16 protein-coding genes are annotated in these 22023 nt (G+C 47.4%); 9 read left to right on the top strand and 7 right to left on the bottom strand.

Going from position 1 to position 22023, the window contains the following annotated elements:
* The first annotated feature begins 273 nt into the window (after nt 1–273).
* The 4 genes from L4D76_RS05600 (at nt 274) to L4D76_RS05585 (ending at nt 5144) form a co-directional block, all read left to right on the top strand.
* On the top strand, nt 274–822 hold the full coding sequence (locus tag L4D76_RS05600) for an NAD(P)H nitroreductase (protein ID WP_428439947.1): 549 nt from the start codon (nt 274–276) through the stop codon (nt 820–822).
* Between the two features lie 113 nt (nt 823–935).
* A complete protein-coding gene (gene selD / locus L4D76_RS05595; protein WP_428439946.1) occupies nt 936–1970 on the top strand; it encodes a selenide, water dikinase SelD in 1035 nt (344 codons plus the stop codon).
* Entirely contained in the window at nt 1970–3064 is a 1095-nt protein-coding gene (gene mnmH, locus L4D76_RS05590) for a tRNA 2-selenouridine(34) synthase MnmH (protein WP_428439945.1), read from the top strand. Before selD ends, mnmH begins: the two co-directional genes overlap by 1 nt.
* A 145-nt stretch (nt 3065–3209) precedes the next feature.
* Complete coding sequence (locus L4D76_RS05585; RefSeq protein WP_428439944.1) at nt 3210–5144, top strand: DNA topoisomerase III; 1935 nt, start codon at nt 3210–3212, stop codon at nt 5142–5144.
* Here the strand turns inward: L4D76_RS05585 and L4D76_RS05580 are convergent.
* From L4D76_RS05580 to L4D76_RS05570, 3 genes are all read right to left on the bottom strand, one after another.
* Nucleotides 5141–6754: a sensor domain-containing diguanylate cyclase gene (locus L4D76_RS05580; RefSeq protein ID WP_428439943.1), complete on the bottom strand. Its 1614-nt coding sequence runs from the start codon at nt 6752–6754 to the stop codon at nt 5141–5143. The two genes, L4D76_RS05585 and L4D76_RS05580, sit on opposite strands and share 4 nt — an antisense overlap.
* 323 nt (nt 6755–7077) lie before the next feature.
* Nucleotides 7078–7773, bottom strand: coding sequence for an SDR family oxidoreductase (locus L4D76_RS05575; protein ID WP_428439942.1), 696 nt, complete (start codon nt 7771–7773; stop codon nt 7078–7080).
* Nucleotides 7774–7840: 67 nt separating this feature from the next.
* Complete coding sequence (locus tag L4D76_RS05570; protein WP_428439941.1) at nt 7841–9172, bottom strand: sigma-54 dependent transcriptional regulator; 1332 nt, start codon at nt 9170–9172, stop codon at nt 7841–7843.
* Between the two features lie 688 nt (nt 9173–9860).
* Here L4D76_RS05570 and L4D76_RS05565 point away from each other — a divergent pair.
* A complete protein-coding gene (locus L4D76_RS05565; RefSeq protein ID WP_428439940.1) occupies nt 9861–12896 on the top strand; it encodes an Ig-like domain-containing protein in 3036 nt (1011 codons plus the stop codon).
* Nucleotides 12897–13117: 221 nt separating this feature from the next.
* On the opposite strand, the gene L4D76_RS05560 is transcribed toward L4D76_RS05565, so the two are convergent.
* Both L4D76_RS05560 and L4D76_RS05555 read right to left on the bottom strand, forming a co-directional pair.
* A complete protein-coding gene (locus L4D76_RS05560; protein WP_428439939.1) occupies nt 13118–15628 on the bottom strand; it encodes a hypothetical protein in 2511 nt (836 codons plus the stop codon).
* Nucleotides 15629–15681: 53 nt separating this feature from the next.
* Nucleotides 15682–15852, bottom strand: coding sequence for a hypothetical protein (locus L4D76_RS05555; protein WP_428439938.1), 171 nt, complete (start codon nt 15850–15852; stop codon nt 15682–15684).
* A gap of 327 nt (nt 15853–16179) precedes the next feature.
* Here L4D76_RS05555 and L4D76_RS05550 point away from each other — a divergent pair, with 327 nt between their 5' ends.
* Complete coding sequence (locus tag L4D76_RS05550; protein ID WP_428439937.1) at nt 16180–16533, top strand: hypothetical protein; 354 nt, start codon at nt 16180–16182, stop codon at nt 16531–16533.
* Nucleotides 16534–16613: 80 nt separating this feature from the next.
* Here L4D76_RS05550 and L4D76_RS05545 read toward each other — a convergent pair whose 3' ends face one another.
* Together L4D76_RS05545 and L4D76_RS05540 are read right to left on the bottom strand one after the other, a co-directional pair.
* Nucleotides 16614–18476: a DUF3413 domain-containing protein gene (locus tag L4D76_RS05545; RefSeq protein ID WP_428439936.1), complete on the bottom strand. Its 1863-nt coding sequence runs from the start codon at nt 18474–18476 to the stop codon at nt 16614–16616.
* A 49-nt stretch (nt 18477–18525) separates the two neighbouring features.
* On the bottom strand, nt 18526–18744 hold the full coding sequence (locus tag L4D76_RS05540) for a YejL family protein (protein ID WP_107284512.1): 219 nt from the start codon (nt 18742–18744) through the stop codon (nt 18526–18528).
* Nucleotides 18745–18833: 89 nt separating this feature from the next.
* Here L4D76_RS05540 and yejK point away from each other — a divergent pair, with 89 nt between their 5' ends.
* The 3 genes from yejK (at nt 18834) to L4D76_RS05525 (ending at nt 21962) form a co-directional block, all read left to right on the top strand.
* Nucleotides 18834–19847 carry a nucleoid-associated protein YejK gene (yejK, locus tag L4D76_RS05535; RefSeq protein ID WP_428439935.1) on the top strand — a complete coding sequence of 338 codons (1014 nt, stop codon included), beginning with the start codon at nt 18834–18836 and terminating at the stop codon, nt 19845–19847.
* A gap of 286 nt (nt 19848–20133) precedes the next feature.
* Entirely contained in the window at nt 20134–21390 is a 1257-nt protein-coding gene (locus L4D76_RS05530) for an Hpt domain-containing protein (protein ID WP_428439934.1), read from the top strand.
* A gap of 206 nt (nt 21391–21596) precedes the next feature.
* Nucleotides 21597–21962: a nitrous oxide-stimulated promoter family protein gene (locus tag L4D76_RS05525; protein ID WP_428439933.1), complete on the top strand. Its 366-nt coding sequence runs from the start codon at nt 21597–21599 to the stop codon at nt 21960–21962.
* Nucleotides 21963–22023: the final 61 nt, after the last annotated feature.

Below are 22023 nucleotides of genomic sequence, written 5' to 3'. Positions count from 1 at the left end.
AGTTTTGATGAGTTCAGCCACCAAACGTCGTCATTCCGTAAAGTGAGGAACGAACTTATACGGAATCTAAGGCGCACACGGTAGAACTGGATCCCGGATATCTCGTACCTCGATTCCGGGATGACATGTTTAGGAACTTCAACTATTCATAATTTATGTGAAAATGTACTAGGTACTAGGTACTAGGTTCTAGCAACCCCAGAACCCCCATGGTTTTTCGCCATCATTTTTGTGATATATTAAAAATAATAATCATTTGTATTTGAGGTCGCCATGGATGCGCTAGCGCTTTTGTTAAATCGACGTTCATTGCCAAAACTGATGGAGCCGGTTCCACAGGGTGATACGTTAAATAATATCTTTCGGGCTGGGCTGCGAGCACCGGATCATGCTGGTTTAACCCCATGGCGCTTTATCGTATCGCAAGGTGAAGGGCTGCAAAAATTAGCCAATATTCTGGTCGAGGCCGCAAAAGCGGATGGTGCCGATGACACCGTGATCGAAAAAGCAGGCAAATCGCCGTTCCGTGCCCCGATGGTGATCACTGTGGTGGCTAAAGTCACCGAGCATGAAAAAGTACCGGTTATCGAACAGCATTTATCGGCAGGGTGTGCAGTGCAAGCGATGCAAATGGCTGCGGTAGCGCAAGGCTTCTCCGGTTTCTGGCGAACGGGCAAATGGGCTTACCATCCGGTCGTGCGTGAAGCTTTGGGTGTGACAGGCAATGATTTAATTGTCGGCTTCCTCTATATGGGCTCGCCAGCCTGTCGTGAGGCGAAAGTACATGAACGCGATATCGCACAATTTGTCGAATATTTGTAGCCTTACCTTTTCTCGCTAATTTGATTTTTATAATCAACATTCGCAGGTTAGGGTGACACATCTGGTTCGCAGGAGTAGAATCCTTGGCTCTCTTTGTTATTCCGGAGTGTGTCATGGAAAACGTTCGTCTTACTCAATACAGCCACGGTGCAGGATGTGGTTGTAAAATTTCTCCTCAAGTTCTTGATACTATTCTCCAAACTCAGTTAGCACCGTTTGCCGATCCTAACCTGCTGGTCGGTAATGAAAGTAAAGATGATGCAGCCGTTTATGATTTAGGAAATGGCACGGCAGTGGTCAGTACGACAGATTTCTTCATGCCAATCGTCGATGATCCGTATGATTTTGGCCGCATTGCCGCAACCAATGCGATCAGTGACATCTATGCCATGGGCGGTAAGCCGATTATGGCGATTGCGATCCTTGGCTGGCCTGTCAATGTACTGGATCCTGAAATTGCCCAACAAGTCATTGAAGGCGGTCGTTCAGTCTGCCGTGAAGCGGGGATCTCCCTGGCCGGTGGTCACTCGATTGATGCGCCTGAGCCTATTTTCGGTCTGGCGGTAACCGGTATTGTCGATACTGACCGGGTTAAGCGTAACAACCGCGCTGAAGCGGGCTGTAAACTATTTTTAACCAAGCCGTTAGGGATTGGTGTATTAACAACGGCAGAAAAAAAATCCAAGCTTGCCGATGAGCACCACGGCCTGGCCCGCGACTGGATGTGTAAACTGAATATCCCTGGTGCTGATTTTGCCAATGTTGAAGGCGTAAAAGCGATGACAGATGTCACCGGCTTTGGTCTGCTGGGGCATTTGAGCGAGATCTGTGAAGGCAGTCAGGTTAAGGCAAATGTATGGTTTGATAGCGTACCTCACTTGCCTGGTGTTTTTGACTATATCGATCAAAATTGTGTGCCGGGTGGTACAGAGCGTAACTATGCAAGTTATGGCAGTAAGATTGGTGCACTAACGGATAAGCAGAAAGCACTATTGTGCGACCCACAAACTTCTGGCGGTTTATTACTGGCTGTAACCGCGGATGCGGAACATCAGGTTCAGGAAGTGGCTGAAAAACATGGTATTGAGCTACAAGCCATTGGTGAACTACTGCCACAAGATGGCGAAACCCTGGTTGAGATTTGTTAATGTCACGCCCAAATTGTGAAGATTACCGCCAACTGTTTGTCAATGGCACGCCGTTGATGGATATGCGTGCACCGATAGAGTTTACTCAAGGTGCATTTCCAACCTCGATCAACAATCCATTGATGTCGGATGATGAGCGGACTGCGGTTGGTACTTGCTACAAAAAACATGGTCAGGAAGCTGCAATTGCTTTAGGTCATCAGTTAGTGAATGGTGATGAGAAAGCCAGGCGTGTCGCACAGTGGAAAGCGTTTTGTGACGCCAACCCGACGGGTTATCTGTATTGCTTCCGTGGTGGCTTGCGTTCGCGTATTACTCAGCAATGGCTGAAAGAAGCGGGTATTGATTACCCGATGATTGTCGGTGGCTATAAAGCGCTGCGCCGTTTCCTTCTCGATACGATAGATCAGGTGGCTCAGCAACCAATGACCTTGATCGGCGGGAATACCGGCTGTGGTAAAACTATCATGGTGAATCAGCTTGCCAATGGTATCGATCTGGAAGGGGCGGCGAATCACCGTGGCTCATCTTTCGGGCGTTATGTTACCGCACAGCGAACACAAATTGATTTTGAAAATGCGCTGGCCGTTGAAATGCTGAGAAAACAAGCGTCAGGGTGTGAGCAATTTGTGTTTGAAGATGAAGGACGGGCGATTGGCTCGACCAGTGTACCTTTATCGATCAATGCGGCGATGCAAACCGCAAAAGTCGCCATAGTCGATGATCCGCTTGATATTCGTCTCGAGCGTTTATTAGATGATTACGTAGTACGCATGCAGCGTGATTTTGTGGCTCTCCATGGTGAAGAGCATGGCTGGCAGATGTTTGCTGATTATCTTGAAAAAGGGATGTACGGTATTCGTAAGCGACTGGGCCTGCAGCGTTATGAAGAATTGCTGGCAGCACAACAGCTCGCAGTCCAAACTCAGCAGAATAACGGCTCCCTTGCCGGGCATGATGCCTGGTTGAGACCTTTGCTCGAAGAGTATTACGATCCGATGTACACCTATCAGCTCAGTAAAAAAGCTGATCGGATAGTATTTCGCGGTGACTTCGATGAGGTCAAAGCGTGGTTGATCGAGCATAGTTCCTAGTTTCTAGTCGCGAGTTTCGAGGCCCTGGTATCTCGAAATTCGCTCCTCACCTCTTTGGGTACTGTTTTTTTATCCAGTAACTTCTTGTCCTCATCCCGTTCTTTCTATAAAGTTTCCTTCAAATAACACTAACCCGATTAACCGGATGACTCGTCTTTATATTGCTGAAAAGCCCAGTTTGGGCCGTGCTATTGCCGCGGTTTTGCCTCGCCCTCATAAAAATAACAATGGTTACATTGAAACGGGGAACGGGGATATTGTGACATGGTGTATCGGTCACTTGCTCGAACAAGTAGAGCCGGACGCCTATGATGAAAAATATAAAAAATGGAATATGGCGGATTTACCGATTATTCCCGAGCAATGGCAGCTTGTAGCAAGAAAGTCAGCAAAGCAGCAATTGGCGGTTATTCGTAAATTAGTGAAGCAGGCCACGGAAGTTGTGCATGCGGGGGATCCCGACAGGGAAGGACAGCTGCTGGTCGATGAAGTTATCGATCATGTGAAATTACCGGCCAGGAAAAAAGCCGAGATCCAGCGTTTGCTGATTTCAGATTTAAACCCTGCCGCAGTCAAGCGCGCATTGGCAACAATGCGCAGTAACCGCGATTTTATTCCGTTATCGGTTTCAGCTTTAGCGCGATCACGTGCCGACTGGATGTACGGAATGAATATGACCCGGGCGTATACGTTGCTTGGGCAAAAAGGGGGATATCGTGGCGTCTTGTCTGTTGGTCGAGTCCAAACGCCAATATTAGGCTTAGTCACTCGTCGTGATGATGAGATTGCGAATTTTAAGCCTAAGCCATTTTACGAAGTCTTTGCCTTAATTCCATATCAGGATATGGAAATTCGAGCGCGTTGGAAGCCCAGTGAAGCCTGTCAGCCCTGGCAAGATGAAGACGGGCGAGTGCTCAATCGCCAGCTGTGTGAAAACGTGGTTAAGCGAATCAAAGGCCAACCAGCCGAAGTCACTGAAGCGGAGCGAAAGGAAACCCGGCAGGCACCGCCATTGCCGTATTCCTTGTCGGCGTTACAGATCGATGCTGCAAAGCGTTTCGGTATGAGTGCGGCTGATGTACTGACTAACTGTCAGTCTCTGTATGAAAAACACAAAGTGATCACTTACCCTCGTTCTGATAGCCGCTATCTGCCAAATGAGCATTTTAAGCAGGCCGGAGATGTCTGTCAGGCGATTGTCGGTAATGCCGGTGAGTTAGCCAAGGCGGGCGAAGGGGCAAATCTGTCACTGAAATCAAAAGCCTGGAATGATAAAAAAGTCGATGCTCACCATGCGATTATTCCGACACCAAAGAAGATTAGTTCCGGCATATTGAGTGCCAGTGAAAGCAAAGTCTACCAGTTGATTGCCCGTCAGTATTTGATGCAATTTTATCCGGCGGCTGTTTATGCCGAAGCGAAGTTAGTCTTTACTATTGCTCAGGGACATTTTATTGCCCGTGGTCGCCAGTTGATGAGCGGTGGATGGCGTGCGTTACTGGGACGGGATGATTCTGCCAATGATCAGGCTGATAAGGGATTGGCTGATAAAGTGCCGCCACTTGAAAAAGGTACGGTGTTAACCTGCCGGAATGGCGAGATCAAAGACAAAATGACCGAGCCACCGAAAGCCTTTACTGAAGCGACATTGCTGCAGGCGATGACGGGGATCGCCCGGTTCGTCTCGGATACTTCGCTGAAAAAAATTCTGCGAGATACCGATGGCCTGGGTACTGAAGCGACGCGTGCAGGTATATTAGAGCTTTTGTTTAAACGACAGTTGCTGAAACGGCAGGCTAAGAACATTCATGCGACAGAAGCGGGAAGAGGGCTGGTGTACGCCTTGCCAGATGAAGCAACTTATCCGGATATGACGGCTCATTGGGAGCACCAGTTGCAAGACATGGCGGATAAAAAATGCGCCTATCAACCGTTTATGGACGCTTTACAGCAGCAAGTGCATCAGCTGATGGATAAAGTAAAGTACAGTGAAGTACCCGTTAGCTTACGTGAATTGAAATCACCCGAGCCGAGACAAACGGGTAAAAAGCGGCGGTATACCAAGCGAAAGAAAAGCTAAATCACGCAGTAACGGTTCCGGCCTTGTGATTTAGCCTCATAGAGTGCCATGTCGACCCGCTTGAAGAACTCATCGGGTGAGCCGTGTATCGACGGGATCATGGTACTGACACCAATGCTGATGGTGACAATGTCGGGGGCGTTATCGACGCCGTACTGCCTTGGCAACTGTAGTTTTTGTACTCCAGATAAGGCGCGTTTAGCTGCGAAAATTGCGGCACTATGATCTTGGCCGGGTAACAGCAGCACAAACTCTTCGCCACCATAGCGGGCAAAGAGTGACCCCGCCCGTCGCTCAAGCTTCGACAGTGTGGTAGCGATGATTTTTAAGCACTGATCACCGGCAGCATGACCATATTGGTCGTTATACATTTTAAAGTGGTCGACATCCATGATTAGCAAGGAAAATGGCAGTTGGTGGCGTTCTGCCCTATGCCATTCTTCCATAATCTTCTGGTCAAAAACCCTGCGATTATAGACTTCTGTCAGGGGATCGAGTTTGGAAATTTTTTCGAGCCTGGTGTTTACCCGCTCCAGCTCGGCGGTTCGCTCCGTGACACGTTGTTCCAGCTCTTTGTTCAGATTGATCAGGTTTTCTTCTGCCTGGCGGCGCACAATATGCTGCGAGATAATAAAGCCAAACTGTTTGAGCAGGTAGTGATGGTAATCATGCAGTGGCATGCCTGTCAGCAGGTTATCGCAAGCAATCCAACCGACAGGCGTATCTTCATCCCACAGTGAGATATAGGCACTCCAGCCAAAGCCGACCTGTTTCAGATCATGGTACAAAGGCGTATTGTTCTCAATCGCAAGGTATTCCTCATTTTTCACGGTATGGGCGGTAAACCACAGATCGGGGATTTCAGACTCAAAATAATGCTCATCGACAGTATTACCATGAATGTCAGTGCCATAAGTCCCGCGCATACGCTGGTTCTTTGCGAATAGAAAAATGGCCATACGATCGAGGTGTAATTCCTTTTTCCCTTTTTCTACCGCGGTAAATAGCATGCTATTCATTGAATCAGCGCGCCATAACTTGAAGGATATGTCATGCAAGGCCTGAAGTTGATTTAACAGGGCTTGTTGTTCATGCTGGCTGATTTGTAATTCCCGCTCAGCTGAACGGCGTCCCAAATGCTCATCTTTAATTGTCTGGCTGAGTAAGCCCGCATCGAGTTCAGAGGCAAGCAGAGTCGCTAACAGCGAAAAATCCTCACATGCATGCTGTGTCTCGGAGGGAAGATCGACAATTAAACAACCGATGATACTTGAGCGGCGTTCCAGCGGTAACCATAAACGTTTAATGTTGTCATGGACGGTATATTGCGGCCTGTGGGTAGTGATGGCCTTAGTGACGTGATCAAAGGGAATACGATTCTCGCCGACAACGTCAATGGGAGGAAACTGGTAGTGAATCCCTTCATGATCCATATCCAGCAAGGTTTTCCATGTCGACTTATAAGCGACAAAGAGCTGGCTGTGTATCACACCAAAACTTTCGCTGAAATTACGGCATGTTAATTCACAAATAGTACGAAGCCCATGGGCATTACCCCATTGTTCAATAATCCGCTGATAGAAAATACTTAACTGTTTATGACTGGCCAACGTCTGTCTTCCATACTATTTATTTTTATAAAATGTATTTTTAACGATTAGAGAGAATAAATTTAGCATGGAAGCCACAGTTTTATGTGAAATGTGGTTCGCATTTATAAATTTGCGACAGGAGCCTCATAAGTGCAGGGGGGCAAGTCAAATTGTTGCTGAAGCTAGTCGTTATTATCGATTGATTTGAGTTTAAGTGACTGGTTAGTAAATAATATTTCATCCGGAAATGTTTACTTGGTGATTTAAACAAAAAGATCACCAGTCCGGTGAAAATGGCCTGGCGGCTGATGCTAACAAAGAACACATCAGCCACATGCTGTTTACCAAGGGATTGGGGTACCATCAAAGTTGAAAAATCCACCACTTTGATCTGGCGTTAAGTTATCTATGATCTGCTTTAGGCCATGGGCTGATTTCGGTGCACTTATCAACGCATTTGGCCCGCCCATTTCAGTTTGAACCCAGCCGGGGTGAAGGGCGACAGAGATAATCCCTTCAGGTAGTAAATCATTCGAAAGGCTTTTCACTACAGAATTTAAAGCCGCCTTTGATGAACGATAAATGTATCCGCCGCCACTGGTGTTTTCTGCCATGCTGCCCACCTTTGACGAGATTGAAGCGATCACTCCCGGCATGCCGGCCTTGATTTGCGGGAAGAATGCCTCGGCAATTTTCAGGGGCGCGATGGTATTGATTTCAAACACCTTACGCCATTCCGCTACGTCCGTATTGCCAAAGCCGTAACCTTTCGGACCGTAATAACCGGCATTGTTGATCAACAGATCGAGCTTGGTATCATGCAGCGTATTACTGAGCTGAGAGATTGCGTTGTGATCGGTAACATCAAGCGGATGGAGAGTAAGCCCGAGATAATTCGCGCTGAGCTGTTGTAACTCCGTGGCATTTTCAGGTGAGCGGCAGCAGGCATGCACTTGCCAGCCATCAGCCAGGTAGGCTTGCACCAGTGCTAGACCGATACCGCGGTTGGCACCGGTGATTAGTAATGTTTTTGCCATTAGTGTTCCTTGTTGTCAGCCTGAAACAGAAAAAAATAATAAAAACATTATAGTGCGATGCTGTTATTTACACATTGATATTCAGTTGCTTAAGGTGGCGGTAAATAGTGTAGCGGGATATACCGAGATCGTGGGCGGCGCGGCTTATGTTACCGTTATGCCGACTGATGGCCTTGGTGATCTCCTGACGTTCAATTTCTTCCCGGGCATGTTTCAGGGAAAGACTTTTTTGGTGATGGGGCGTTGACTGAGGCAGGTCTAAGTGTTCGGGCTCAATAACGCTGCCGTCACAGAGGGTCACGGCGCGCATAACGCGGTTGGCCAATTCGCGCACATTGCCTGGCCAGTGGTAGTGATTTAAAGCCTGGGCCGCCCGGGGGCTGAAACGTAGTGGAGGCTTGCAGTTAGCTGAATATTTTCCCATAAAATCATTGGCGAGTGAGAGAATATCTTCCGGCCGTTCACTCAGTGGTGGCACACTGAGCTGAATGACATTGAGGCGATAGTAAAGGTCGGCACGGAACAACCCTTGCTCGACTTTTTCCGCCAGATCGACATTGGTTGCCGAGATAATACGCACATTGATGGAGTGGGATCTCTGGCCACCCACACGGCAGATCTCTCCGCTTTCTAACACGTGGAGGAAATTACCTTGTTGCTCCAGCGGCAAATCGCCGATTTCATCTAGCAACAGGGTGCCGCCATTGGCTCGTTCAAACGCCCCGCGATGAGTCTGGCTGGCTCCGGTAAATGCCCCTTTTTCATGGCCAAACAACTCATCTTGTACCAGGGTAGGCACTAATCCGGCACAGTTAACCGTAATAAACGGCTTTTTGCTGCGCAGTGAGTGCTGGTGAATAAACTGCGACAGGTATTGCTTGCCAGCGCCAGAGGGGCCGAGCAATAGCACACTGGCATCGGTAATAGCAATTTTCTCGGCTTGTTGGAGAATGTCTTGCATGGCGGCACTGCGGTTGAACTGAATCGAACTGGGCTGACTGGGTGCAGAATGTTGCAGGTGCGACACACCGCTGGCGTGGCCGAGGGCGTTATTGAGCCATTCTAATTGGGCCGGGCGGGTATGAAAATCGAACAAGAAGCGCAGCAGCCCTCGGTGTTCAGGCTGTTCAAAAAAACCTTTGCTGGCGAGGGCTACCCAGTAAACATGCGGATTAATGGTGGTCAGTTTGGGAATAAGTTCCGCCAGAGTACAGTCGTCAGATAAGCAGACCAACCCGACGTTCACCTGATCGTGCTGGTAGATATCTTCAGCACTCACAAAAACCCACCCAGCAGTTTCCAGAGCCCGGATAATCTGTCGGTCTTCTGGCTGCATCTTATTACCTTCCCACAGGGCACATTGGCGAACAGGTTGTTTGTTAACGTCTGATTTGCTCACGGTATTTCCCTTACAACTGACAAACAACGATATTGTCTTAAGTGTAGGAAGCCGAAAGAAAGTCAGGCTCTCAGGTTTGAGAAACAATCTGTTTTACGGCTTTAATGTTAAATTTCCCAGTATAGTATTTTCCACTTATGTATAAATACCGTCGTCTTTATTTAAATGTAATATTATCAGATGGTTAGATTGCTAGAAATTGTCGTAATCTTAGCTTGCTTGTTATATACCCAAACCCTGTAAAAAGTGTCACTTTATAACCCTCCAGGGGTGAAAATCGGCATGTAACCAAAGTGAGTATTATTGTAACGAATATGTGATAACGGTTGAATTATTTGTCATATTACTTCCTCTTTATTTTTCAACAAGTTGAAATGCTGAACGCAAAATAATCAAATAAGTTCTAAATCCTGACCAAAAATTGACCGTCAACTATTTGTCATGACATAAATCACTTTGCTAGAATGCCGACGTTTGATGCAGCTAAGGCTTGGGTTTGCAGGCGAAGTAAGTGCTTGCGCACTGTTCTGTTTTTTTATGGTCTGATGTGCATTTTTATACCTTAAATTCAGTCGGTAAGGCTGATTTAACAAGATATAAAAGTACTCGCTAAACGGTAAATCACGGTTGTTCGGGAGCCATTTTGCGAGTTCTTTCGAAATTATTTTGACTTTGTAGAGGGCACAATTTGAAATCAAGAAATACCTGTGGGGCATCGATCTTTTCCGTCCCCAAGCTGTGCGCCACCGCGCTGATTGCTTTTTCCTCTTACTCATTTTCTACCGCTGCATTAGCCGATGTGCTTGATGCACCGGGAGCGGCTCAAGGCAGTGCCAGCCAGGAGCACCGCCAGCAGGCGGAAAACCAGACCCAGGCATTGACCAAGGCGATGGCTGATTACCGCGGTGCTGATAAGTCAAATAAAGCCAATTACCTAAACCAAATGATGACGCTGGCTGAAGAGCGCCAGGCGCTGCTGGCCGAACTGGTGCAAACCGATCCGGCAGCAGCAGTGCGTGCAGCGCTAGCGGCAAAAGATCGCGGTGATATGCCGGCTGAAGTTCAGGCTTTGCTGGAACAAGAACAAGAGCTTGATGGCGAGCTGGAAGTTTTCTATGAAGATTATGAAGATCACAGTAAGAGCCGCCTGCGCCATGTGCTGAAAACCAAAAACGGCCGGGTAGAACTGCACCTGCCGACCAATGCGAAAGCCGATGCGATGCAATCTGGGATGCGGGTACGTGCCCGCGGCTGGCAGTTTAAAGACCACAGTGAAACGCTTGGCTCGTTGGCATTAGACGACGAGCAGGACAACCTGACGGTACTGGCGGCCCAAGATAGCACCACTAACACCACTACTACTAACACCACTGCGACTTCGGCATCATTCGCCAACACTTTAGGCGAGCAACGCACGCTGGTGATGCTGGTTAACTTCCAGGACAACGCTCAGCAGCCATGGACAGTCGAAGAAACCAGAGAGATGGTGTTCGGCACGGTCAGTGATTTCTATAAAGAAAACTCCAACGGCCAGACCTGGCTCAGCGGTGATGTTAATGGCTATTTCACTCTAGCCACTAATGAGGTTTGTGATACAGATGTCATTGACACCTATGCCAAACAGGCTGCGGCCGACAATGGGGTAGATACCAGCAGCTACAGCCGGCTGATCTATATCATCCCAAAAATCAACAATTGTGGCTGGACAGGTATGGGAACCATTGGCGCAAGTCAGTCCCGAGCCTGGATCAACGGCTCTTTTACCCTGAACACTATCGGTCATGAACTGGGCCATAATTTCGGGCTTCGCCACGCCCAGGCACTTGATTGCGGCGCGAATACGATTGGCGGCGACTGTCTCAACTATTCATATGGCGATACCCTGGATATCATGGGTAGTTCTACGGGTCATTTCAATGCCTTTAATAAGGAATATCTTGGCTGGCTGACCCCGACCTCCGGTGAAATAGTCACCGCCGACAGCGATGGCAGCTATCAGCTGGAGCCCTATGAAACAGCACCAGGCGGCGCGGCCAAGGGGCTAAAGGTGCGCCGAGGCACAGATCCGGCAACAGGACAGCCGCTCTGGTACTACATCGAATACCGCCAACCGCTGGGTTTCGACAGTTTTCTCGAAGGCATGAGTGGCATTACCGATGGTGTGGTGCTGCGTCTGGCTACCGAGTCAGATATGAAGAGCAGTCAGCTGCTCGATATGACTCCGGGTAGTATCTATTCAGATTTATCCGATGCCGCACTGGCTGCAGGTAGCAGTTACACTGACCCGGATGCCGGTGTGACCATTACCACCGAGTGGGCAGATACCTCTGGGGCAAGCGTCCATGTCAGCTATTCGGAGCAGGCATGCACCCCAAGCAGCCCGGAGATCACACTGACACCAAATGAAAATGCCGGGGTTGCTGCGGGTACCACCGTCAGCTACAGCGCAACGGTAACCAACAATGACAGCAATGGTTGTGCGGCATCTGATTATAACTTATTGGCGAATGTACCCGCCGGTTGGTCGGCAACGGGTTCAACGCTGAATCTGGAGCCCGGTACCAGCGATACGATGACCCTAAATGTCACCTCGGCTGATACTGCTACCGATGGCGCTTATGCTATTGCAATCAGCGCAGAAAACAGTGCTGACAGCAATTACCACAGCAGCGTTGTTGCCAGCTATGTGGTGGAAACGCCGGTCGCGGCCTGTGTATTGGCTAACCCGGTGTTGTCACTGTCTGCTAACAATAGTGGCGAAGTTACGGCTGGTACGATAGTCAATTACACTGCTACCGTGACTAGCCAGGACAGCAGCAGCTGTGATGCCGCCGTTGTTGATGTGATAGCCAGTGTTCCTGTAGGTTGGAGTGCCGACAGCAGCACTGTCACCCTGGCACCTGGCGGCACAGCATCTGTCAACCTTAGCGTCACTTCGGCGAGCACCGCCGCTGATGGTGTATATGCTATTGACGTCAGTGCATTTAACACTGCAGACATCAGTTACAACAGCAGTGCAGTGGGCAGCTATATTGTCGCGGCTCCCGCATCGGCTTGTGTGGCCGCCGCACCTCTATTGTCACTGTCAGCCAGTGCGGGTAATGTGATTGCCGGCAGCACGGTCAATTACAGCGCGACGGTAACCAACAAGGATAGCAGTGATTGTGCTGTCACAGACTTTGCGGTATTTGCCGACGTTCCGGCGGGCTGGAGCGGCAGCAATGCCAGCGTAAATTTAGCGCCGGGCGAAAGCGCAACCGTTAATCTCAGCGTGACCTCTGCCGCGACAGCCTCTGATGGTACGTATAACATCGGTATCAATGCGCAAAATACGGCAGATAGCAGCTTGCTCAGCAGTGCGATGGCGAGCTATGTGGTTGCGACACCGGAAACGCCGGTCAATAGCGCGCCGGTTGCGGTGAATGATAGTGTGACATTGCCAGCCAAAGAGGCGCTGCTGATTGATGTACTGGCCAATGACAGTGATCCGGATGGCGACAGCCTGAGCATCAGCGCGGTGAGTCAGGGGGCCAAGGGCAATGTGCAGATCACCTCTGATGGCCAGCTACTATACACCCCGGCAAAAAGCTTCAAGAGCAGCGACAGCTTCAGCTATACCATCAGTGACGGTGATAAAACCGCCACCGCAACGGTGAGTGTTAGTCTCGCCAGTTCCGGAGACGGCAACGGCGGTGGCAACAAAGGCAAGGGCAACAATAAGTAAGCAGTCTCGCACCAGTGATATCTTATAGCCCCAAAGGTGAGTAGCACATCAAGGGAGGAGGATAACAGAAGTGTTGCTGACAAAGCGCGACAAGGCGATATTTATCGCTGAATAGGTAGAAGCGCGTTATTCCTGCTTCGTTTGATTGAAAATAAAATGCCAGTCAGTTAATCCTGACTGGCATTATTCTGTTAATCAAGCTTAATCAAGCTTAATCAAGCTTATAATGGTCCTCGTTTTGTAGTGGTTACAGTTATGTCGGCTTCAAATTTGACCGCATTGTTTTCAGGATCCGTTAGGATAACTTCTACCGGGCCAGCACCTGTAGCTAATGCTTCAAAATCGATATCAGCAAACTCTGGTAGGTGCTCGACTACAAAGTTGCAATAGTAAACATCATCAGGTGGGATAACCTCACCAATTGTACACGACTCGTAATCAACACCACGATACTCCCTGATTTGGTTGTCATTAATAATATTCATGACACCTGACTCGTCATCACCGGCATCCCCATTAGGAAGAGGAATAAGGATATTACGTATTCTCATCGCTGAAAGTGTAAGATCTTCAAATGCATCGACACCTTCAGTACTGATTTTAACGTACACAACTGTCGAGAATCCAAAATCAAGACTGAATTGAGGACCAACGTCTTCAAAGGTTACAGTTGCGGAGTCAGTGTTGGAGTTTACATTAGTTTCTTCGTCAGTGACGGTTACAAGGGCCGTATTCATTAAAGTACTTAGTGAGCCGGACGCATCGCCGGTTACCGTGGCTTCAATGGTACAGACATATGGGGTGCCATAAACAATAGTGACGGTGCCATTAAAGACACAATCTCCGCCAGTTTGTGTTACCCGAGAACCATCCAGAACCGCATCGGTCAGGCTAAGCAGACGAATATCCTCTTGCGCTACCGAGTTGTTGGTGACGGTGAACTGATAGACCACGTCGCCTTCCGGCTCAAATACTTTAGCGCTATCGGCAAAAGCTCCGTCAGAAGGACCTCCGATGGCTTTAACTTTTTTCAATAGGGCAACCATAGGTGGCACATCGGTGATGGTAACTTCTTCAAAATCTGAAAGGTCCGCAGTATTGCCTTCACTGTGGCCGGCACTTTCCGCCGCAAAAACTTCGGCTTCGTTATGAACGGTAATCAAGCCGCCGCTTACATCACGGTCAAACGTACAAGTGAAACTGTCACCATCCTCGCCGCTGATTGCCAGGTTCTGGTTATCAGCATTATCACAGTCGTGGTCGACGGATGCTGTCAGCAAATTAAGAGCATCAGTACGAGTAGGAGGAGTGCCGGGGACAAGGATATAATCAAACAACGAAGTTACGGTCAGTGGATCGACGGTACTAGTATTGGTGATCACCAGTTTGTAGGTGACATCCCCGCCAGGTTCATCGATATAGACAGAGCCACTGCACTTGCCATCCGCATCAACGGTTCCGCCGACACATTCATAGCCCGGACCGGCAATGGCGAACTTGTCGATAGTGATGGAAGGTATAACATCCTGCATCGCTACCGGAATCACGAGACTGCAGGTGCCATCTTCTGGCGTTGTCGGAGTTGTTGGGTGGGTTGGATCACAGGTATTATCCCCGACCGGATCATCATTCTTATCCAGCACCGTGGCGCGGATAAAGTCCTGATAAAGCTCATCGCTTTGGTCATCCGGCAAGTTGTCATCATCGATTTGTACCATGATAAAACATCGAACGGTCGGAATTGACGGTGTCAGGGTTATTGGCAGATTGCCGGCCAGAACAGTATCACAAGTATGCTCCGCGTGTTCCGCTAACAGGATCATATTGGTATCTGAGGTATCCGTTGTAGCAGTCAGATCGAAGTTGGCAAATACAGCAGCGTCGGTAGAAGAACGAACGATATCATTCACAGTGGTAACTTTAATATCAGCTCTCGCACTTTCGTTTGTAATCACGACTTCATATTTGAATATACCTTGGGGTTCATCAGCAGAGTCGTCGCCAATCAATGTCTTAGTCAAAGTAGGTGGTTCGGGTTTAATAAAGACATCGATATTGAAGGTATCGCAGTTACACTTCGACTTGGTATTCGGGATCTGGCCTGAATACGGGTCCTCACCAACGGTACAGTTATTACGCTCCTGGTTGTCCCATGCCGCACAGTAGTTGAAGTCGGCACGATTGTCTTCGTCTTCGTCCGAGCACAGCATGGTGATGGTTTCGTTTTCCAGGACGTACGTATCCGGGCCAAGCGCCTTGGTGATATCACCGCATACATCTTCATCGAGATCGACATCCGCTGTTTCACCGCTGTCGCCGGGGATGGGCAAAATCATACTACAGTCTTTCTTGCCCACACCGTGGACAACCTTGGGACTCAGTTCTGTTAACGGCAGATAGAAGGTGGTGTCGTAGCGTTCATTGGCATTGGTACGAACGGTGACATCCGCCTGGAATGAAAATGTTTCACCCAAGGTACATTCCGCTTCCGCGTCGAGGGGAACGACTTGGGTGATCTCCACATCGTTGGCGGTACAGTTCAGTGCATCCTTAGGCAGTGAATTGCCCGGTTCCAGCAAATAGGCATCCGCCATACAAAATTTTTCGTTCGGGGTGAACGTATAGGATCCAGCATATGCCGGAGTCTGACTCGTTAGCCCATACAGAGCCGCTGTGCTTATCAGGGTGACGCTCAGTACCCTGGCAAGCCGGCTACTTATTAATCGTTTCATTGTTTACCTTCTTGTTTCTTTTAAAGTTAATAAAAAGGTTTCACGCATGGCTGTCACATTGGAACGCCAGCTGTCGATGCTGGTATCCATGTCGGCAAGTCAAGTAGCACGCCCTCGTAGCGTTTCTGACGGCGAAAAAAGGATAGTTTCATGTTGTAAGAGGCTGCGGTTAATAGACCGGCTATCGTTCTCGGCATAGAATGCACGTGATTAACAATACTCATAAAACCTCATCTTACGGTTATCCATTTTTGTTGGTTACTCTTCACCGTTCTTGATTCTTCATTGTTGAGGTAGTGCCCTGCTTACCTGTCACTTTATTCGTTATGGTTTCCTCACGAAGGTGGATTTGATACCGCTTCACTATACAAAAATAAGGCCGGATTTTATTTTGCTAATAATCAATCAGTTACAAGGGGTTGCTTGAAAGTTGTGTTAGTGATCCGCACGAAAAAACAGGGCCGAAAATAATCGCTTATGGGAACAGTCAGTTAGGTGTGCGAAAAACTAACACTCAGTGTGCGAAGGTGACACAGTGGAAAGTCTCAAAGATGAGTCAGATAAGATCGCGTTTTTCTGCTTATCCTTTTGGTATCGCAGCTGTTTTTCCGTGGAGTATTGCTATGGGGCCAAAAACACGATTTTGCCTGTTACTCACTGGATTATTGCTGCTAACGGGAGTGGCGGGGTGTACGACCCGCCATGATCAGCTGTCGGAATTAGGCTTTACCCGTAACTATCTAGATGGTTATCAGGACGGCTGCAGTAGCCGTAAAGAACAAACGACCACGTATATCGATGGCTTTCGTCGTGATCCGGAACGGATGATGGCTGACATGAAATACGCCAGTGGCTGGACCGATGGGTTTGAGCAGTGCTATGCCAATAACACAGACTATTACTAGTAGCGCGAATGGCATAATGCTGTAGAAGAATATCAAAAAAGGCCGCGAGTTCGCGGCCTTTTATACTTATGTATTTAAAACTACTCAGGTTGGTAAAAGCGTTTTAACTCATGCATGACCTGCATCAGTGTCGACAGTTTTGGTTTACCTTCATCCATCAATTTGTAGTTGTTATCGTAAACGCGGTAGTTGCCGTATTTATCGACCACCGTGGTGCTGTTTTTCTGTACTACCACAATGTCACGACTGTCACCCGCTAAGATCCAGCGGCGTTTAGGATGCTCTTCAAACAGGTTGACGCCACTGCTGTAGCTCTTCGGTGATGATGAGACACTAAGCAGAGATTCCATCAAGGTGGGTACCACATCAAGATGACTGGTTGAGCGGTTGATCTCTGCTGCAGGCTGATCGGGCCAATGAATAACCATCGGTACTTTAAGCTGATACTGGCTGTAATTACTGTTTGCACCCCAGCTATTGGTACCCGTTTCATTGAACTCCGTGCCATGGTTAGCCGTAATAATCACAATGGTATTATCCAGCGCCTGTTTTGCGGTTAGTTCTTCAAAAATATCAGCCAAGAGTTCATCGACGTAATAGGCCGCATTACGGTAACTGTTTTTCAGTAACAGAGTCGAATCAACACCCGCGGTGTTTATCTTTACGTTGCCAAGTGAAGGTGTAAATTGCGGCACATAATCACCACTTTCTTCAAACTCTTCTACCGACTTCAGTTCAAGATAGCTAAACCAAGGTTTTTCGTTATTTTGATCACCTAACCAGGTTTTCCAGTCAGCAATCGCCAGTTGGTCATCGGGTTGTTGATTTTGAGTAGCAGGCAGTTTTTCTTCAGCTTGTTTGGTGTCAAAAATAGCCTGGTAGTAAATAGGGGCCTTAAACTGGTTACCACTGAACAGGCCAAAGTCATAATCGCGTTCTTTCAGTGTATTCAGCAGAATAGGTGTAGAGCCTGCAGAGCGCACGCTATTGATATAACCACCAGGCAGGCCGTAGAACAAGCCAAAGATGCCAGTCATGTTGTCATTACTGGCACTGTAGTGGTTTTTGTAGTTTAAATTCTGGTTAGCAAAAGCAGTCAGGTAAGGCATGGTTTCTTCATTCACCATGTCACTGCGTAAGCTATCAATCATCACAATCAGTAAGTTTTGATTAGTGCCATGATTGTTAAATCTGAGTTTTTCAATAGGGTAGCGGATCAGTTCACTTTCGTCTAAACCTTGCTCTGCTCGGCGTTTAACATAGTCTTGACGATCAAGCAGGCCGTGTTTTTCCATGAAGCTTTTCGCTGTCATCGGGTAAGATAACGGGAAATTTGAACGCTGCATGGTGACGGGGTGATACAAATTAGCATCTGCCCAGATATAGAGCAGATGGCTACCCAGGAAGCATAAGCCAAATACGGTGGCAATCGGCACACCCACGTGTTTGCGAGTGAGCTTTCTGAGTTTGCGCCATAACCATTCTGACAGAATTAATTGCAGCAGGAAGATGATCGGAACAACAACAAACAGGTATTGCCAGCGGGCATTCAGTTCTGTTTTCTCACCACTTAATAGCAGATCCCATACCAGCGGACTTAAATGTAAATCAAGACTCTCGTAGGCATGGGTGTCTAACAATAATGTTGTCAGACCAATCGTACCGACTAACACCGCAAACAGGCGCATTAAGCGCTGTGACGGGATCAGAAAACTGGCAGGGAAAAGGATTAAGATATAAAAACCAAAGACAAGAAACCCGAAATGTCCGATCCAGCTAAATCCAAGATAAAGCTGTCCCAGTAGCGTTTCAGGCCATTCAGATTGCACAATGTAACGCGTGCCTAAAAGCATGGCTGCGATAATATTGAAAAAGCTGAACCAGTGCCCCCAGCTAATTAGCTGGGATACTTTGTCTTTATAATTATTTCCGCTGGCGACCATAAATGTCTGTTCTTCTCAGTCTTAAATGCAAGCTTACAAAAAGATAAGCTTAATCTTTTTTAATTGAGTTCAGCAGGGCTTGTGCGAATTTCTCCGCGATGGCTTTTTTTTGCGATGCCGGAACATCGGCATTGATGATGTTAGTTGCAATATTACCCACCACCATAAGTGCAAGTTCTGCAGAAGCGTTATGGTTTTCAAGTACGTCGTACACATCGCTAATGATCTGTTCAACTTGCTGATTGCTGTATTTTGAAGTAATTGGCATAGGAAGTCTTGTTTAATGTCTTAGTTTAAAGTTTAAGAAAGCGACTTATAATAACCTACACTTTACTCTTACTGAAAACCTTTTCCATTATGAGCCTTATACTTTCGAACGTCATCCTTCACCAGCTGACAAAAAACGAGCAAGATGAGCTTGAGATTCATCTTAGAAAACAAATGCTTGACCATGGCGAGTCAACTGAAGACCTGGTTGCTGAACTGCATCGAGTATATAGCAGTAAAGGTGCCAAAGGGTTCGCACATTTTGCTGAAGACAGTGAATTTTGTCATTGGTTGAAGCAATGCCGCACTGGCGAACTGGACTTTTTGACATTTTCTAACCAATCTGCTCAACGATTACAGGCTGAATTAGCAAAATATCCGTTCGCTGAAGCCGGCACCTTAGTGATGGCTGAATATCAGTCATTGGCGACGGATTACCTGTTTATTGGTTTACTGCCAACCCGCCACAGCATGAAAGTTACCGAACAGCTGGATATCAGTGCAACTGATTATCTGGACGTGGCCAAAATGGATATCGCGGCGCGTATCGATCTGTCGTCTTGGGAAACGGATGCGGATTCCAATCGTTACCTGACGTTCATTAAGGGCCGTGTGGGCCGTAAGATCGCTGACTTCTTCTTAGATTTTCTGCAGGCGGTTGTGGGTTTGGACGTGAAAGAGCAAAACCAGGTGCTGATGCAAGCGGTGGAAGATTTCTGCGCCGACTCTCGCTTAGATAAGGAAGAGAAGCAGCAGTATCGTAAGCAGGTTTATGATTACTGTAACGGGCAGCTTCAATCCGGTGATGAAGTGGCAGTAAAAGAACTGGCCGGTGAGTTACCTAATGCAGAAGACGGGACAAACTTCTACGAGTTTACGTCGAACCAAGGGTATGAATTGGAAGAGAGCTTCCCTGCCGATCGTACATCAATGCGTAAATTAACCAAGTTTGTTGGCTCTGGCGGCGGACTAACGATTAATTTCGACAGCATGTTGCTGGGTGAACGTATTTTCTACGATGCAGAAACGGATACGCTGACTATCAAAGGCACGCCACCGAACTTAAAAGATCAGCTACAGCGACGTTTGAATAGCGATAACTGATCTAATGTTCGCAAACGGCTGACACCATTCTGATTGGATCCGGTAATCATTGGCGCTGCCTGTAAACCACCTTCGTTCTGGCGAAGGTGGTTTTTTTATATCTTCGATGTGCTGATGTAGTGTATGTATTCCAAGACACAAGACACGTATGTATAAAGCTTGTTGCTTATTGGATTTCGTCTGGAAATTTGTCTAAAGTTAAGATAAACAGAAACTAATTGTATAAACAGAATATTGGAGAGGGTTGTACCAATTTTCTTTTTCTGATGCGGTAGCAGGAGTTAGCATGGATGACAAAGAAACCGTACTTTCGCTTCAGGCTGCAACGACTACCCCCAGTCATCGTAAAACCAGATTGCTACTTTCGAAGAAAGTACTTTATACCTTTATATTGGTGATTATTTCGAGTGCTGGCCTGTTTGGATACCTGTCATTTCAGTCTGCGCAAGTGCGGGATGTGATTGGTCTGATTTCTCAGGTTGAGTCGGAAGCCGAGCAACTAAGAAGCACTGTCACCGTGAATATGGCAATGCCTGAATCAACTCAAAGCCATGCGTCTGTGGCACTCCGTAAACACCTGCTTGAACTCAACGATCTCTCCGTTGCCAGTCAGTTTGAAGATCCGCTGAACAACTTGATTTTACAAGGCGGGCTATTTGCCGAGAAAGTCGATAAGGCTTTAATGACCGGGCAGACGACCCATCAGTCAGCGGTCCAAAATGTTAGTCAGAGCAGTTCTCCGAACCAGTTTTATACGCTTAAAAATGACCTGCTGGCTTATGACTTCTGGCTGTCCCAGATGAATCTGATACTAATGGCTGTCGTTTCATTTGCGGGGGTGATGGTGACACTCTATGCCGCAAAAAGGGCTGACGAAATCGCAACAGCAGGCGTATCAACAACAGAAGCATCAATAACATTAAGGGGAGAAGAGGTTAATACTGCCGTTTTAGTTTCCATGCCTGCTGAAGAGGTCAGTGAGGCTGAAAAAGCATTAATTTCAGAATTGATGACAGCGACACCTGAGCTTGTCGAAACCTCAGCGATAAATGAAGATACGTCTCAGGTCAAATTGGCAGGCAAGGCAGATTTACAATCAGAATCTATATTTGATGTTCAATATATCCTGGACAATATGAATGGCGATAAAGAGTCTGTAATGATGCTGCTGGAAATCTTCCTTGAGGAACATTCTGGTGACGGGGAGTCTTTGAAAAACTGCATTGAACAGTCTGATATCGATAAGGCCAGTCTATTGATCCATAGCTTGAAAGGAGTGGCGAGCAGTCTTGGAGCGGCGTCTTTACATTCGATTTCTGAGCATATTGAGTATGCTTTTAAACATAAACAAACCGTGACCAATACTGACTGTACAGATCTCAGCCTGGCAATTAAAAATGTCGTCAGTGCAGCAGAAGCCTATCTGGCGGAAGAAAGAAGTGTCTCTGTGGACTCCCCTGATACAGCTGAAGATGTGAAAAAATGTCAGTTTCTTGAGGTTAATACCAATCGGGATGAGGGCCTGGCCATTCAGCAAGAGTGAAAGGGGCCTGATATTGTCTCTGTTGGTATATCATTTCAACTTGACAGGGTGTATGTATTTTCAGGTAGTTATTATCGCCATCACTAAATCTGATACAGATATTTTTACTGTAGCAATGCAGCCACGAAAGGATAAAAGTGTGATCGCTGCACAAAGTTGATCTTTATCAATAGTTGGTTTTCGAAGGGGTGGATAATAGCCGCCCTATGATTATTCTAAATAAACAGTCAGTTCGATCGCAGCGTGAACTGGATACAGTGAAAGCGATGATTCGCCTATATTGTAAAACACTGCACCGTGGGGCGATTGTTTGCCCTGAATGTGAAAGTCTTTTCGAGTATGTTGAAAATAAGGTAGATGGCTGCCGTTTAGCGAATGAAAAGCCAACCTGTCTGAAATGCCACAGGCACTGTTACCACCCAGCCAAACGCCTGCAAATGGCACATGTGATGCGCTGGGCGTTACCAAGGTTCATCTGGCGTCACCCGGTACAGGCATTACAATATAAACTTGATGGAATGAGTCAGAATAACAGTCTGCCATCACGCTCTACGACGGGGTACCTCAAGTAACTGTGGCGATGGAGATATACCGATTGGTATTAGACAAGGACGTTGATATAAGGATTAAAGA

The sequence above is a fragment of the Photobacterium sagamiensis genome, assembly GCF_050337085.1.
GTDB lineage: Bacteria > Pseudomonadota > Gammaproteobacteria > Enterobacterales > Vibrionaceae > Photobacterium > Photobacterium sagamiensis.
The sequence above is the reverse complement of the archived record's forward strand: the minus strand, read 5'-3'. Positions and strand labels throughout refer to the sequence as shown.